Below are 14,954 nucleotides of genomic sequence, written 5' to 3'. Positions count from 1 at the left end.
CGCTTTTGGATCGGACGCAAGGGTGCGCGCAGCCGATCGCACGTTCAACCGATCAAATATGCGGCAATATCGCGGATTGGGTTTCTGCATTGGCTTCCAGCGTGGCGTCCAGCAGCGCGATATGCGACAGGCATTTCTCGCGGTCGCTACCCTGGCCCTGGAAAGTTGCCTGCACCCGGTCGAGTGGCAATCCTGATCCGGCCATGGTCTTTTCCACGATCGGACCGGGCACGCTGAACGTCCCCCCCGATGGCGGGGGCGCCGGATTGGCAGGCATGGCCAGGATCAGCTTGGCAATGCTGGCGCGCGCCTTTGCGCGCTTGTCGGCGGGAATATGCACAATGTCGGGTAATCGCCCGCTATTGCTGCTCTCGGCACAGTGTTTCCAATGCTCATCCTTGAGCAGCCGCTCTTCGCGCAGTCGTTGCCGCTGATATGCCACCAGTGCCGCGCCGCCGGCCTGCCGCGCCAACAACCCGTACCGCTCGCGCATCAGGCCTTCCATCGTCGCGATATATTGGGCGCGGGTGCGATCCATATCCAGGCTGATGCGCCAGTTGCTCTCGAACATCTGATAGACCAGTTGTGCGTCGTTCTTAAGCGTTTTGACTGTCATGTCCGGGCCGAAGGCGGCGAGCAGGGCGGCCTTCACATCGGCATCGAAATCGCCAAGGCCGCCGGGTCTGCGCGGGGGCACGGAAACGGGCAAAGGCTGGGTTGCCGGCGTGACGCTCTGGGTCGTCAGCGGCGCATAGCTGTCCTGATCCGGTGCCTTGTCTCCCACGCAACGCGCCACGACGGCGATAAGCTGGATGGCCACGACGACCATGAAGATCGCCCCCTTGGTCGATCGCGGAGTGTCGCGCCGGCTATCCCACATCGCCACCCTATGCCAGTCCAGCCGCTGCTCCAATTCAGGATAATCGCGGCGGATGGTTGCCAGAAGGTCGTCGATCTTGTGCCCTTCCCACCAGATCGCCCGGCTCTGCCCGGCGCGGGTCGGCTTGGACAATTGCTTCCACGCGCCATGCAGTGGATGGCCCTTCTCCTGCACCGCGTCCGCGAACCGCTCGGACGCCAGACGGCGGTTGATATAGTCGATCGCGGGCGGGGCATCGATCTGCCCTTCGCGCGCGGCCCAGCCGAACCGGCCGGCGGCATGGGCGAGCAGCGGGTGCGATCGCGGCCACGCACCGGCCAGCACATTGGCCAGCCAGTTTTCGGTGCGGTCATGCAGGTCGATCGCGCCCTGCTGCGCATCGGCATGGAGGCGGTCGATCAGCGCCGCGCCGGCATCCATATCGGCCTGGGTCATCGCCGCCTGCTGGGTATCCGCATCAGGATCGGGATAGAGCAGGGCGTGGAGCGCATGGTCGGGCCGGTCGGCGTCGAACGCCTCCACCTCATGCGGCGGCGCGCTGGTCCAGTCGGGAATGGCAAGGTCGATGGCATCGTCCGCGTCGCCCGGCGCGCGATAATCCTGCGTCAGCAGCGGCGCCTGCCATTCGTCCTGCGACACGGGCGCGGGGAGGGAAAATTCCGCCGCTTCGCCTTGCCCGATGGCAACGACCGGCGCCGTCAGCGGCAGGGCGGGGGCGGGGAGTGTGACGGTCACACCATCAACCCCGTCTGGCCGGGATGCGTCCTCTTCCGCAACGGTCACGTCCGTCTGCGCCACCAGCGCCAGCGCCAGGTCGCGCGCTGTGCGCAGCGCGGCGAAGCCGTCACGATCCGCGTCCGGGTCGATCGCGCGCAACCGCGCGGCATAGGCGCTGCGGATCGCCTTGCGGTCCTGCGTCGCGGCAATCCCCAGCAGCCGCCACGCGGCCTGCGGGGTCACAGGCCGTAATCCTGCTCGATCCGGTCCAGATTCTGGATCAGCAGCCTTCGTTCCTCGATGATCAGCCTGCCGTCCTGCGTTTCCAGCGCGGACTGGAAGCGCGTGATCCAGTGGCCTATCGCTTCGCGCCGCTCGCCGATAAAGGCTTCATAGCCCTTGCGCGCACGCGCCAGCGCCGCGACATTTTCCTGCCCGTCGCGCGGATGGAATTTGAGCGCGCTCAGCCGCGCACGACGCTCCGCCAGTTCCTTTTCGGATCGGCGGTCGCTTTCGTCCACGATCACCAGATTGCGGGTCTGGCCCGTTTCCGGCACCACCACATCGACCTCCAGCAGGCCGCTGCTGTCATAGCTGAAGCGGCAATCGACCACGACTTCGCCGGCGGCGCGGGGCGGCACCGGGATGCTGATCGACCCCAGCTTGACGTTGGAGGACACTTCGCGCGCCTCGCCCTGATAGATGCCGAATTCGATATGCCGCTGATTGTCGGCCATCGTCTGATAGCGTTCGACCCGGCTTACCGGGATCGCTGTGTTGCGCTCGATGATCGGTGAAAACAGGCCATGATGCATATGACCGCGCGCGTCGCGCTCCGAATGATTGACCCCCAAAGTGAAGGGGCACACATCGGTCAGCCGGATTTCGTCCAGCGCGGCGTCCTTTTCCAGCAGCCCGGCCTGCACCGCCGCGCCCAGCGCGACGGCATGGTCGGGATGGACGCTGCTGTTGGGGAAGCGGCCGAACATGCGGGTGATCGCCTTGCGCACGATCGGCATCCGCGTCGCGCCGCCGACCAGCACCACCTCGCTCAGCGCCTTTACGTCGATGTCGGAATCGCGCAGCGACCGCAGCACCGGATCGCGCAGCCGCGTCAGCAGCCCCTGCGCCTGTTCCTCCAGCGCCTGGGCGGTGATGCGGCTGGTGCGGCGCTCCTGGCCCACGACCAGGACGAACTCGGCCTCGTCCGCGACCGACAGCGCGCGCTTCACATCCTCGGCCGCCGCGCTCAGCCGTGCCTCGACCAGTTGCGGGTCTGCTGCCGCCAGCGCCCCGTCCGGGTCGATCGCCGGGCGGGCGAGGGCGACGATGCAGTCGTTGAAATCGTCACCGCCCAGATGATTGTCGCCCGACGATGCGCGCACCTCGACAATGCCGTCGAACATTTCCACGATCGACACGTCGAACGTGCCGCCGCCCAGGTCGAACACCAGGAAAGGTTCATGCTCGTCGCGGCTATGCACGCCGAAGGCGAGCGCGGCGGCGGTTGGCTCGTTGATCAGCCGGCGCACGGTCAGCCCCGCCAGTTCGCCCGCCTGCCGTGTCGCCTTGCGCTGGCGATCGTTGAAATAGGCGGGAACGGTGATGACCGCGTCGCTGACCGGCGCGCCGCAAAAGGCTTCCGCATCGGCCTTGAGCGATCGCAGGACAAAAGCCGACAGTTCCTCCGGCGCATAGTCCTGCCGGCCGAGCGTCGCGCGGCGCTGCGTCCCCATATAGCGTTTGAAGCTCGCGACCGTGCGGTCGGGGTCGGTCGTCATCCGGTCGCGCGCGGTCGCGCCGACATGGACGGTGCCGTCCGCATCCAGACTGACGACCGACGGCGTCAGCCAGTCGCCCAGCGCATTGGGGATGAGCGTCGGCACCCCATCCTTCCAGATCGCAACCGCGCTGTTCGTCGTCCCAAGATCGATACCGAGAATCATGTCGTCCCCCCGCGCGCAGACTGGCGCGGCGTCGCGGCAAAATCCACAGGCCTTTGATCCGCAGTCACAATTTGATGGAAGGATGTTGCTGGCGAAGGAGGCGCTGTCAATTTCGCCTCAGGCAATGCCAGTGCATTGCCCGTCCCATTGGAAAATCAGCGATTTATCTGGCAAGATGGCCACGGCCGGTCGCCCTGCTTCTGTCCCCTCGCAGGGACTCGAATCTGCAACCCGGACCTGTCATGAAATCTTGGATGATGGATGGAAACATGGCCATCGTGCCGCCGCCGGGATCGCCCCGGCCCTAGTTCGCGCTTTCCGATCCATGGGCGAGCGATGACGAACGGATCACGGAATCATCCCATTCCTGAAGCGATTGCCTGACCAGTTCGCGCCGGAACGGGATCACCGCATCGAACGCCCGCTGCTGGATTTTGCTCACCCAGTCGGGGTCCGCCATCATGCTGCGGCCGACCGCGACCAGATCGAACTGGCCTTCCTCGAACATCGATTCCAGCGTCAGGATCGCGCGTTCGGTATCGCTGTCGACCGGCTTTTCGGAATAGATGGTGTCCATGATGTCGATGGTCACGCCGACCGATCCGACGGTGATGACCGGCGCATCCGTCAGCGTCCTGGCCCAGCCGGCGAGGTTCAGCGTGCTGCCAGGCCATTCGGGTTTGTAGAAGCGGCGGGTCGATGCGTGGAACAGGTCGGCGCCTGCGTCCCGCAGCACCTTGATCATGGCGCCCAGTTCTTCGGGCGAATCGACGATTTTGGCGTCGTAATCGACCTCCTTCCACTGCGAAAAGCGCACGCTGATGACGAAATCATCATCGGTCGCGGCGCGGATCGCGCGGATCACCTCGGCCGGGAAGCGCGCGCGCTCGGCGATCGTGGCGCCGCCATAGTCGTCGGTCCGCAGGTTGGTTTCGTGCCACAGAAACTGGTCGAGCAGATAGCCATGGGCACAGTGCACCTCCACCCCGTCGGCGCCGAAGCGGCGCGCGGCCAACGCACTGGACACATAACCGTCGCGGATTTCGGCCAGTTCCGCGCGCGTGGCGGCGCGGCCATTGGCCTGACCTGCCCGCATCAGGCCGCTGGGGCTGAGCGAGGGCAGGTCGGGACGCGGGCCGCCGCTATTTTCCACCCGGCACGCGCCGTTATGGTTGAGTTGGACCAGAATATGCGCGCCTTCCGCCTTCACCCCCTGGATCAGCGTGGTCCATGGCTGGGCGCGGCTGTCGTCGATCATCATCACAAAGCCGTCATGGCCGGTCGAGGTGGGGTGATCAATCGCGATCGATTCGGTGATGACAAGGGCGGCGCCGCCCCTGGCGATGCGATGATAATAGTCGATCAGTTGCGGCGTAGGGGTATAACGCACCGCCATGCCGCGCTGCATTGCGGGCAACACGAAACGGTTGCGCAGAACCATCTTGCTGATCGCCAGTTCGGAAAACAGTCCGCTCATCTACCTCACTCCTGCTGCACATGGTCGGGCCGCGCGGCCCGGTCGGCGGCGGCGCGGGGCGATGACGGTTGCATCGCCGCCCCGGCGTGCATCGCCTGTGTCCATGCGTGTCACCGGCCGTCGAACATCAGTATCTGATTGGTCGAATATTTCTGCCGCAGTTCCAGATAGGGGCGATATTCTTCGCTTTCGAGGAAAGCGTGGATCGCCTGCCGCGATGGGAAAGTGAACGTCCCTACGCCAGACGGGACGGGCAGGTCGCCTTCGGCCACCTCGACCTTGCCGCGCGAAACGAATGTGTAGCTGCCGCCATGCTTGGCGATGATCGCCGGGACGTTGGCGGAATATTCCGCAATCCAGCTATTGTCGCGGGAATAAATCATCGAAACCATATGCGCAGTCATGGCGCCTGTCCTTGTCCTTGATAGTTTCGTTCCATCGTATCGATCCATCGACGCCATGGTCGATGTCCGCCCGAACAGTGCTCACGCAATCTTTGTCACACATCAATTGAACGTGTCCGACAGGATATTTCATCTTCGCCATCTCTCAAGTCGACAGTGATCTGTCTTTGCCTCTTGCTATATCACGAATGTACTATGTTCACGGGGCAAGGATTGCGAGATCAGGCGGTCGCTGGTGACTTGGCCCAAAGCGCCTAGAATGCGGCGCATGCCAAAGGCGCACCGGAGGAGAGTATGATGGCCAGCAAGCAGATAAAGACCTATTGCCGGATCTGCAATTCGGCCTGCGGGCTGATCGCGGACGTTGACGGTGACACCGTGCTGAGCGTCCGGGGCGAGCGCGACCATCCGCTGAGCGGCGGCTATTCCTGCCACAAGGGCCGCCTGCTGCCCGAATTCCACCGCAGCCCCGACCGCCTGCTGGCGCCGCTGGTCCGCCGCGCGGGGCGACAGGTCGAAACGGGCTGGGACGACATGCTCGACGACCTTGCCGGAAAGCTCAAGGCTATCATCGCCGAGTCGGGGCCGCAGGCGATCGGCTTTTTCATCGGCGCAGGCGCCTTCTTCGACGGCCTGCTCTATCTGACGGCGCGTGGCGCGGCGGCGACCATGGGCACGCCGCAGGCCTATTCGGACCAGACGATCGATTCAATTCCCAAAAGCATCGCGGGCGAACTGGTCGCCGGTTCACCCATGGCGCTGACCCAGCCGGATTTCGATCGGTGCCGGATGCTGATCTATTTCGGCGCCAATCCGCTGGTGTCGCACGGGCAGGCGACGGTCCATTCCAATCCGACCAAATTGCTGCGCGACGTGGCCAGCCGCGCGGACCTGTGGGTGGTCGATCCGCGCCGGACGGAAACCGCGACCAAGGCAACCCGTCACCTGACGGCGCGCCCCGGATCGGACCATGCGATCCTGGCCTTTCTGGTACGCGAAATCCTGGTCGAGGGCGCGGACCATGATTATATCGCGCGCCATACGCAGGATGTCGACCGGCTGGCCCGCGCGGCCGCACCGTTCGATCTGGCGCAGGCGGCACGGCTGACCGGCCTCGATCCGGCGGAACTGACCGCGCTGCTGGCCGCCGTCCGGCGCAACGGGCGCCTGGCAATCGAATGCGGGACGGGCGTGTCGATGTCATCCACCGGCGGGGTCGTCCACTGGCTCTCGCTCGCGCTGATGGCGATCACCGGCTCGCTCGACCGCGAAGGCGGCGTGTGGTTCAATCCGGGCTTCCATACGCAGGCGCACCGGCGCGACATTCCCAGCGCCCCGGCGGAAGGGCATGTGCGTCCCGGTCCCGCCAGCCGCCCCGAATTGTCGAGCTGGATCGGCGAATATCCCGTTGCGGCGATGCCGGATGAAATCGACGCGGGGCATCTGCGCGCGCTCATCAACCTCAGCGGCGGGCTGGTCCAGTGCATGCCCGAAACGGCGCGATCCAAAGCGGCGCTCGCCCGGCTCGACGTGCTCGCGACGCTCGACGTGGTGGAAACCGAAACCACGCGCATCTCCACCCATGTTCTGCCGCTCAAGGCCCAGTTCGAGCGGCTGGACGTGTCCATGTGCCTCGACATGATATCGCCGGCGGTGGCGACCAGCTTTACCCAGGCGCTCGTCCCGCCGCCGCCGGGCGTGCGATCGGGATGGTGGGTGCTGGCGCAGATCGGCAAGCGGCTGGGCTATGACCTCGCCTTGGGGATCGACCCCGATGCCGCGAATGACGAGGATTTCATGGCCCATGTCACCGCCGGCAGCCCGGCCAGCTTCGCGCAGGTCAAGGACAGCGGCTATGTGCAGGAAAGCGGGGCGACGTTCGGCTGGTTCCTCGACCGGATCGATGCGGTGGGCGGTTGGCGGCTGGCGCCCGCGCCGCTGGTCGAACAGCTTGGCGCGCTGACCGTGCGGGACGATCCGCTGCTCATGATATCGCGGCGGCTGCACCATCATTTCAATTCGCGGGTGAACCCCGACCGGGCGGAAGGGGGCATCATGATGAACCCGGACGATGCGGCCGGGGCCGGGCTGGCAGACGGGGCGATGGCGATCGTGCGCAGCGCCCATGGCGAAACGCGGGGCATCGTGCGGATCGACGCCACGCTGTCGCGCGGGGTGATGAACGTGCCGCACGGTTTTGCCGATATGAACGCCAACGACCTGACCAGCAGCAGGGCGGTCAACACGCTGACGGGCATGCCGACCTTTTCCGCCTTGCCCGTCACGGTCGAAGCGGTGTGACCGCCATCGGGCGAACGCATCGCAGGAAGCTCTCGATCCAGGGCCATTGCCCCCATGCATCCGCGCGCGCATGATTGAGCGGTGCGTCGTTCCGCAGGTGCCCGGCCTGCATGTGCACTGGACCGGATGCGACCGGATATCGAGAGACACGCCAAATATAGAGCGACAGGAAAAGATGATGCGACTGACGGACTATCAACATCGGTATGACAGCCTGCATGTCGAGCGCAGCGACAGCGGCGGCCTGACCGTGCGAATGCATACGCGCGGGGGCGAGGCGCTATGGGGCATCGCCCTCAACGGGCTACATCGCGAACTGGGGGAATTGTTCGCCGACATCGCCCGCGACGACGAAAATCGGGTCGTCATCCTGACCGCGACCGGCGACACCTTCTGCGCGCATATGGACATGCAGGCCGGCCCGCCCGAAACCGACATGGCCCTGATGTGGGAGCGGGTTCATCGCGAGGGCGTGGCCCTGCTTGACAATCTGCTGCGTGTGCCTGTGCCGATGATCGCGGCCATTAACGGGCCCGCGCATATCCATGCAGAATTGCCGCTGCTGTGCGATATCGTGCTCGCGGCGGATACGGCCGAATTTGCCGACATCGCGCATGTGGCGGGCGGCGTCGTGCCAGGCGACGGAGTGCAGGCGATCTGGCCGATGCTGCTCGGCCCCAATCGCGGGCGCTATTTCCTGCTGACCGGGCAAAAGATCGGTGCGGCCGAAGCGCTGGCGCTGGGCATCGTGGGTGAAGTGCTGGCCCCCGATGCGCTGATGGACCGTGCGCGCAGCCATGCCGATCGGCTGGCCGCGCTGCCACTGCCCATGCTGCGGCGCACTCGTACAGTGCTGACCACGCATCTTCGTGCCCGCATGGAGGCGGAACTGTCGCATGGCCTGATGCTGGAGGCATTCGCGACGCTGATACCGCGCGCCTGAGTTACCCCGCCTGCTCCAGCAGGCGGGGCACCCGGCAATCGTTCGGTCGCACCCGTCGCAACGGCCGGCAAGGTCGCAGCGCCGGGCAGTGCCTGCGTCTGAAAAACGCGGCCTCCGCCTCAGGCAAACCCCTTGCCCCCGACAAACATATTGTGCCCGGATTCATGGGAATCCCGGTGCTTCCCCTCAGTTGACGGACCGGCACATTCCGCCATCGACGCGATAGTTGCTGCCGTTCATGTAGCTGGCCTGCGGACTTGCAAGGAACGCCACCATACGGGCGATATCTTCCGGTCGTCCGAAATGGCTGGTCGGTTGCGGGAACATTTCGGTCGCGAAGCGACGCTCCATTGCGTCCCAATCATCGGCCTGTTCCCAGCCCAGTTGCGCGGCCCATTCCATGAACCCCTTCCGCACGCCCTCGGTCGCGATCGTGCCGGGCGACGCCGCGTTCACGGTGATGCCGGTTCCTGCAAGAGATTTCGCCAAGCCTGAGGTCATGTTCGTTATCGCCGCCTTGGCTGGCTGATAGTCGGCAAGATCCGGCTCGGTCTGTGTCGCGGATGCACTCGACAAATTGATGATCCGGCCCCAGCCACGCTCGATCATGGCAGGCGCAAAGGCCTGGATCAGCCGTACAGAGGAGCCGACATTCTGTTCATAGGTCCACAGCCAGTCATTCCAGGGCGTTTCCAGCCAGGGCCGGTTGAAGGAATCGGCGGTCGTGTCAGGGCGGCTGGAGGCGGCCATGCCGCCAGCATTGTTGACCAGAATGTCGATGCCCCCGAAAAAGGCCGCAGCCTCCTTTGCTACTTCTGCACACACATCTTCGCGGCTCAGGTCGCCGGTGACGAAGCCGGCTTCCGCGCCCGCGTCGATCAGGCTCTGCGCGACCGCCTTCGTCCTGGCTTCGTCACGGCCATGCACGACGACCCTGGCGCCCTCGGCTGACAATGTCCGCGCGATTGCAGCACCGATACCCGAACTGCTTCCCGTGACCAGCGCACGCTTGTCTTTCAGTTCCAGATCCATTCCATAGTCTCCCGCTCTTTTCCCACTGCATCCATTCTCCGCAGGTTGCGGCCAGGAATCGTCCACGCGCGTTGAGCAGGCACCGCCGATGCGCGCATGAAAATCCACGACAACGGGTTTGCATCAACAAGCGAGAGGATTTATCCGGGCCACACCAACGGCAGTTTGATCACCCCGTTTACCGCGCCTGTCGCTGTTATCACCTGCTGGTCAGGATCCAGGCCAAATTGCGGGATATGTTTGATCCATTCTTCCAGCATGATGGTGATCTCGCTGCGTGCCAGTCCGGCACCGGGGCAGTTGTGAACGCCATTGCCGAACGTGCAATGGGTGCTGCGCCGGCGATCAAAGTCCACCACGAGCGGGTTCTCCCACCGCGTCTCGTCCAGTCCGTGCATGCATGTGGCCAGAACCAGCATATCGCCCGCCTGCATTGTATAGCCCTGACGCACGACATCGCGAACGACGCGGCGACCGGGATTGGCCACGCCGTAGCGGCGGAACATTTCCTCCACAGCGAGCGTGATCTTGGCCGGATTATCCACAAGCTGCTGGTAATGACCAGGGTTCGTCGCCAGGAACCGCATGACGAAGCCCATCATGCTGGCGACCGTGTCCAGTCCTCCGAACATCACGTCCATGCACTGGCCCCGCACTTCGATCTCGTTCATCGGACGGTCGCCGACCTTGCCGTGGATGATGGCGCTGAGCAGATCGTCGCCTGGCTCGGCGCGCCGCTTCTCGATCCATTTTTCCAGATAGCCGGACATTTTGGCCGTATTTTCGTTGCGTACCGCGTCGGAAGCGGGGCGTATGACATTATCGACAATGTCGACCAGCCATGCGCGATCGTCCGCAGGCAAATTCACCAGCGACAGGAAGATGCGCATCGGCACATGACGCGCGAATTCGGTCATGAACTCGCATTCGCCACGTGCCAGGAAACCCTTGATGAGTTCTGCGCTCAGCGACCGCACATCGCCCATCAGTCCGCGGACAGCCTTGGGGCTTACGAAAGGAAGGACGATCTTGCGATAATGATGATGTTCCGGCTCATCGGACTCGTTCGGAATCAGCTTGAATGAACCATCGCCCGGCGGAATTTGAATGTCCCTGGCGGAAACCCGTTCCAGATCGGGGAAAATTTCCCACAACAGGTCGGCTGACGTGATAATCCAGTGCCCGCCATTGTGGGGTGTCCAGACAAAGCCGGGGTTGCCCGGAATATCCAGCGCTTTCCAGGCCATCTGCGGATCCGTTTCGCCGCCTGGCAAGGCATAGATATTGGCATCGACGACCAGTTCCGGTGGAACATGGGCCGGCCTTTCCGCAAGCATGGTCGCCATTTCAGCCTCCCTTTTTTTCGAGCCGTGCACGATGCGCGGCGATGATCGGCCGAAATTCGTCAAACACGATATGTGGCATCTCAAAGGTCGAGACATCATCGATTTCGGCCATGTGCCGCTCGATATCTTCCGGCATCGGCGGGGTGTCGAAATCGCTGAGCCAGCCCTGGGTCGCGCCAATGAAAATCTTGGCGAAGCGGCCGGCGGTGGCGCTGTAGAAACTATGGCTCGTCTTGCACCGTTCGCTTACAAGCCACAGCACCATCGGGGTGACATATGCGTTGCGCATACAGGGCGCGATCATTTCCATGCCATCAGGAACGGCTGCCATCAGCCCCTCAGGCCAGTCCATCTCGCCATCCCCCCGGCCAAGTCGCCCCGAACCTGCGGGCAGCAAGCCATTTGCCTGGATGCCGTGACTCTTGCCCTCCAGCGCGATGGCGTTAACGAGCCCGGCCAGCCCCAGCTTGGCGGCGGCATAGTTGGCCTGCCATGGCATGCCGAAAAAGGCCGACGCGGAACTGGTCATCAGGATGCGGCCATATCCGTTGCGCTTCATGGCCGCGAAGGCGGGCTGGCCAACGTAGAAACCGGCCAGCAGGTGCACGTCCATGATCGCCTTGATCTGCGCGTCTGTCTGCGTCTCGAACGGGCCGTTGCGCAGAAAGCCCGCGTTATGAATGAAGATGTCGACCTTGCCGAAGGCGTCGAGCGCCGCCTGCACGATGGCCGAACCCCCTTCGCGTGTCGCACAGCTTTCATGGCAGGCGACCGCCTTGCCGCCGGTGCTTTCGATTTCCCGGACAACCTTCTGGGCGGCGCTTTCGCCATTTTCTCCCAGCGGCTGACCGCGCGTGTCGACGCCAAGGTCGTTGACAACCACGCTGGCCCCGCGCCGGGCCAGGTTCAGTGCATAGTCGCGCCCAAGACCGTTGCCGGCCCCGGTCACTATTGCGACACGACCATCGAAACATATCTCATTCTGTCGCATTTCAGGCTGTCTCCATATCCACACGGAGACGCTCAAGCCGCCATGCGGTGATTTTCCAGGCATCCCCAATCTTGGCGTAGCGTTCGTGATAATGGCCCATGCCGTGCAGCCGGGCGATCTGGCCGGCCGCCGGATCGGGCCATTGCAGCATGTCCTCCATCGCCCAGATGCCGCTTGCGGTCGTTGCGGACGTCAGTTCGATTTCCGGGCAATGGCAGTGATGAACACTGATGCACCCCGTCAGCCCCTGCCGCGCCTGGGCCACGAAGGCGTCGCGATCGGTGATTTCGCCCATGCCGCTGGCGGCTCCGTCAAATATACAGTCGTCAGTGAACAAATCCCGGTAGGAATCCCACTGCTTCGTGTCGACAAAGCGACAATAGCGGGCCTTGACCTTCTTGATTTCCTCGATCGCGTTCAGCTTTTCGGACAGGCTTGTTTCTGTCATCGCCTTACCTGTGTTTCCTTATGCCGCGAAACGATGGGCAATGCCTTCACCAGATACAGGGTCATTCACCCTGATCCTGTGTCGGCACCCATTCCGGTTCGTGACAATTTCTCCATGCACTTTTTATCTATCGCCCGACTCACCTTGCGGCTGGGTCAGGCGCGTATAGAGCATAGAGATAAAGTGAACTGCAAGTATGATTATTTGACCCGCAGGCGCGCGGTTCAGATTGCGGGCTGGCGAGGCATGACGCCTTGCATGAACAAATCCAGTGCGAATTCCAGATCCGTCGCGCGTTCTGCTGCCGCGACGGGCGAGTGCATGAATGCATTCAGGCCGCCAGATACCAGTTCAGCGAATGCGAGCGCTGCCCGGTCAGGGTCGGAAACATGCAATATCCCGGCCTTGCCGGCGCGATCGAAATAGGTGATGAGCGGTGCAAGCGTCCGCTTCAGGCCCTCTGCAATGGCAGGTTCGATACGGTCGCTATCCGCTCGCGCCTGGATGACGGCACTCCACAGGGCGCGAACCGACTGGTCGTTTGCATTGCCTTGCAACAGGGTGCCGAAATCGTGCAATACTGACCGCGGCAGCCGTTTCAGATCGGAATTGACTGCACTCAACTGCCCAAGTGACATGGGCACCGCGCGCTCCATCGCCGCGAGCACCAATCCCGCCTTGCTGCCATAATGGGCGTATAATGTGGACTTGCTGGCGCCAAAGCCGCGCGCCAGATCGTCCATGGTGGTGCTGCGATATCCCTTGACGAGAAACTGGCTGAGGCAATGATCCAGGAATGCATCCTGCAATTGCGCCTCTTCATCCTTGCGGGGGCGCCCCCGACGTGCGGTCCTGATCGTAGGACTGGGCATGGTCAATTGGACGACTCCTCGATTCCTGACTGCGTTCGGCCCGAATTTCTAGGGCCTAAGCCAGCGTTGCGGAAGGCCGGATATCGGCGATGATTGCGCGTGCCGCTGCACAGCTAGCTCAGCGGATGGGATTGCGCCGGGATGCCGGGCGTGGCCCCTCGCATTTCCCGGATGCGGGCCGCGGCGGAACGGAAGGCGCAACCATCCCGGCAAGGGTAGGCACATGCCACTGCGACCCACTGAAAATGTGTGATAAAATCTGGTTCCGATTTTCCGGAAAGTCATTTTATCCTTTTAAAACAAAGCAATAAATGAATTTTATGGTGGGGAGGAGGGACTTGAACCCCCGACACGCGGATTATGATTGCGTTAGGAGTCACGTAATTGTGCGGCTTTCAGGTGTCCATGTCCGATTGGCGTCCGATCTTGCTTTTTCCCGATGATGGCGCGCCGTGCGGTCCCGCTTGCATGACAGCACGGGTTTCTTCCGGTGTCACGCCACTATCGTTAGGTCGATCGACGGGGAGGAAATGCGATGATCGACGCTGCGGAGCCATTGAATTGCACCGGCATCACCATCTGGACGGAAGGTGAAATTCTGATCGTGAAATATTCCGTATGGTATTACGGCTTCTTGGGCACGAAGCGCGTTCCTGTGTCGAAAATCACCTCCGTCAATTGGAAGGAGCCGGGAGAATGGTTGGCCGGCTTTCTCGAGATCAGCATTCTCGGCGAACAGCCGCCTTCTCCCCACGCCAGCCCCAATGTGCAGCACCAAAACCGTTTTCAATTTGGTTCAGCGGACCGAGCAGAGTTTGCGGCCTTACGCGACTGGATTGAAGAACGGCGCGCTGCAGGTGAGTCTACAGAATCTCGCCCCTCGTCGGTCGCGGACGAAATCGCGAAGCTAGGGAAGCTGGTCGAACAGGGTCTGCTCACTCCCGACGAATTTCAGGCGCATAAGTCAAAGCTGCTCAACTGAAAATCAGCCCAGCAGCTCTGCCGATGCCTTCGCCACAAGGCGCGCATCCGCCTTCTCGTCCTTCACAAGTGTCCGTATATGTCTAGCGTCATCTGGGCGCTGGAATGGCCAAGTCAGGTAGTGAGCCGCTTCAGGCCCGCATGCTGCTTGATCAAGGCGCTCGCCGCAAAATGGCGCAGCGCATGCAAGTCGTATCGCGCCCGATCAATGGGCTTTCCACGCTCGTCCTTGCCCTTGCCGGGGCGCGTCAGGCCCGCCTTGATCTGAAGTGGCCAATATTCGCGGTTCAGCAAATTCGAATGGCGACGAACGCCGCCCCTGCTGTCCGGGAAAAGCAGACCGATTTCCGAATGCGGAGTGCACATCATCCACTTCCGCAACTCAGAGACAAGGGCAGGGGGAATGGGTATCGAGCGGGTGCCGGCGGCCGACTTCGGCGGGCCAATGGCGCCCCCCCCTGGTCGGCGCGCTGGGCGACATGTATGTGCCCGCTTTTGAGATCGACATCCTGGTGCCGAAGTTCGCGCAATTCGGATGACCGCAGGTGGGGCGGAAAAAAAGACTCTCCGGTCCGCTACCCCAGCCGAGTCTCCCGGCCGTCCGTCACGCCATCCT

13 protein-coding genes are annotated in these 14,954 nt (G+C 63.1%); 3 read left to right on the top strand and 10 right to left on the bottom strand.

Annotated elements, in window-relative coordinates:
- Positions 1–52 precede the first annotated feature (52 nt).
- The 4 genes from Q4610_RS01430 to Q4610_RS01415 all read right to left on the bottom strand — a co-directional run bounded on the left by Q4610_RS01430 (position 53) and on the right by Q4610_RS01415 (position 5,424).
- Positions 53–1,840: a hypothetical protein gene (locus Q4610_RS01430; RefSeq protein WP_304534235.1), complete on the bottom strand. Its 1,788-nt coding sequence runs from the start codon at positions 1,838–1,840 to the stop codon at positions 53–55.
- Positions 1,837–3,543 carry an Hsp70 family protein gene (locus Q4610_RS01425; RefSeq protein WP_304534234.1) on the bottom strand — a complete coding sequence of 569 codons (1,707 nt, stop codon included), beginning with the start codon at positions 3,541–3,543 and terminating at the stop codon, positions 1,837–1,839. The genes Q4610_RS01430 and Q4610_RS01425 overlap by 4 nt, the downstream gene beginning before the upstream one ends.
- Positions 3,544–3,847: 304 nt before the next feature.
- A complete protein-coding gene (locus Q4610_RS01420) occupies positions 3,848–5,020 on the bottom strand; it encodes an oxidoreductase (protein ID WP_304534233.1) in 1,173 nt (390 codons plus the stop codon).
- Positions 5,021–5,130: 110 nt separating this feature from the next.
- On the bottom strand, positions 5,131–5,424 hold the full coding sequence (locus Q4610_RS01415; RefSeq protein WP_304534232.1) for a DUF1330 domain-containing protein: 294 nt from the start codon (positions 5,422–5,424) through the stop codon (positions 5,131–5,133).
- Between the two features lie 294 nt (positions 5,425–5,718).
- Between Q4610_RS01415 and Q4610_RS01410 the strand changes: the two genes are divergently transcribed.
- Positions 5,719–7,725: a molybdopterin-containing oxidoreductase family protein gene (locus tag Q4610_RS01410; RefSeq protein WP_304534231.1), complete on the top strand. Its 2,007-nt coding sequence runs from the start codon at positions 5,719–5,721 to the stop codon at positions 7,723–7,725.
- Positions 7,726–7,900: 175 nt separating this feature from the next.
- Entirely contained in the window at positions 7,901–8,668 is a 768-nt protein-coding gene (locus tag Q4610_RS01405; protein ID WP_304534230.1) for an enoyl-CoA hydratase/isomerase family protein, read from the top strand.
- A 186-nt stretch (positions 8,669–8,854) separates the two neighbouring features.
- Here Q4610_RS01405 and Q4610_RS01400 read toward each other — a convergent pair whose 3' ends face one another.
- The 5 genes from Q4610_RS01400 to Q4610_RS01380 all read right to left on the bottom strand — a co-directional run bounded on the left by Q4610_RS01400 (position 8,855) and on the right by Q4610_RS01380 (position 13,357).
- Positions 8,855–9,700, bottom strand: coding sequence for an SDR family NAD(P)-dependent oxidoreductase (locus Q4610_RS01400; protein ID WP_304534229.1), 846 nt, complete (start codon positions 9,698–9,700; stop codon positions 8,855–8,857).
- Positions 9,701–9,840: 140 nt separating this feature from the next.
- Entirely contained in the window at positions 9,841–11,046 is a 1,206-nt protein-coding gene (locus Q4610_RS01395; RefSeq protein ID WP_304534228.1) for a cytochrome P450, read from the bottom strand.
- A 1-nt stretch (position 11,047) separates the two neighbouring features.
- Positions 11,048–12,037, bottom strand: a complete 990-nt coding sequence (locus Q4610_RS01390; RefSeq protein WP_304534227.1) for an SDR family NAD(P)-dependent oxidoreductase — start codon at positions 12,035–12,037, stop codon at positions 11,048–11,050.
- 1 nt (position 12,038) lies between these two features.
- A complete protein-coding gene (locus Q4610_RS01385; RefSeq protein ID WP_304534226.1) occupies positions 12,039–12,485 on the bottom strand; it encodes a nuclear transport factor 2 family protein in 447 nt (148 codons plus the stop codon).
- A gap of 224 nt (positions 12,486–12,709) precedes the next feature.
- Positions 12,710–13,357 carry a TetR/AcrR family transcriptional regulator gene (locus Q4610_RS01380; RefSeq protein ID WP_304534225.1) on the bottom strand — a complete coding sequence of 216 codons (648 nt, stop codon included), beginning with the start codon at positions 13,355–13,357 and terminating at the stop codon, positions 12,710–12,712.
- A gap of 535 nt (positions 13,358–13,892) precedes the next feature.
- Between Q4610_RS01380 and Q4610_RS01375 the strand changes: the two genes are divergently transcribed.
- Positions 13,893–14,339, top strand: a complete 447-nt coding sequence (locus Q4610_RS01375; RefSeq protein ID WP_304534224.1) for an SHOCT domain-containing protein — start codon at positions 13,893–13,895, stop codon at positions 14,337–14,339.
- 113 nt (positions 14,340–14,452) lie between these two features.
- Here Q4610_RS01375 and Q4610_RS01370 read toward each other — a convergent pair whose 3' ends face one another.
- Positions 14,453–14,632 (bottom strand): hypothetical protein, encoded by a 180-nt coding sequence (locus tag Q4610_RS01370; RefSeq protein WP_304534223.1) that lies wholly within the window; start codon positions 14,630–14,632, stop codon positions 14,453–14,455.
- Positions 14,633–14,954 lie beyond the last annotated feature (322 nt).

Source organism: Sphingobium cyanobacteriorum (assembly GCF_030580935.1).
Lineage (GTDB): Bacteria > Pseudomonadota > Alphaproteobacteria > Sphingomonadales > Sphingomonadaceae > Sphingobium > Sphingobium cyanobacteriorum.
This window is presented reverse-complemented; position numbering and strand designations above follow the sequence as displayed.

What these genes read in the sequence shown, in the direction of transcription:
- Q4610_RS01425 (WP_304534234.1), bottom strand. Translation starts at nt 3,543, where the DNA reads ATGATTCTCGGTATCGATCTTGGGACGACGAACAGCGCGGTTGCGATC.
- Q4610_RS01420 (WP_304534233.1), bottom strand. Translation starts at nt 5,020, where the DNA reads ATGAGCGGACTGTTTTCCGAACTGGCGATCAGCAAGATGGTTCTGCGC.
- Q4610_RS01415 (WP_304534232.1), bottom strand. Translation starts at nt 5,424, where the DNA reads ATGACTGCGCATATGGTTTCGATGATTTATTCCCGCGACAATAGCTGG.
- Q4610_RS01410 (WP_304534231.1), top strand. Translation starts at nt 5,719, where the DNA reads ATGATGGCCAGCAAGCAGATAAAGACCTATTGCCGGATCTGCAATTCG.
- Q4610_RS01405 (WP_304534230.1), top strand. Translation starts at nt 7,901, where the DNA reads ATGATGCGACTGACGGACTATCAACATCGGTATGACAGCCTGCATGTC.
- Q4610_RS01400 (WP_304534229.1), bottom strand. Translation starts at nt 9,700, where the DNA reads ATGGATCTGGAACTGAAAGACAAGCGTGCGCTGGTCACGGGAAGCAGT.
- Q4610_RS01395 (WP_304534228.1), bottom strand. Translation starts at nt 11,046, where the DNA reads ATGGCGACCATGCTTGCGGAAAGGCCGGCCCATGTTCCACCGGAACTG.
- Q4610_RS01390 (WP_304534227.1), bottom strand. Translation starts at nt 12,037, where the DNA reads ATGCGACAGAATGAGATATGTTTCGATGGTCGTGTCGCAATAGTGACC.
- Q4610_RS01385 (WP_304534226.1), bottom strand. Translation starts at nt 12,485, where the DNA reads ATGACAGAAACAAGCCTGTCCGAAAAGCTGAACGCGATCGAGGAAATC.
- Q4610_RS01380 (WP_304534225.1), bottom strand. Translation starts at nt 13,357, where the DNA reads ATGCCCAGTCCTACGATCAGGACCGCACGTCGGGGGCGCCCCCGCAAG.
- Q4610_RS01375 (WP_304534224.1), top strand. Translation starts at nt 13,893, where the DNA reads ATGATCGACGCTGCGGAGCCATTGAATTGCACCGGCATCACCATCTGG.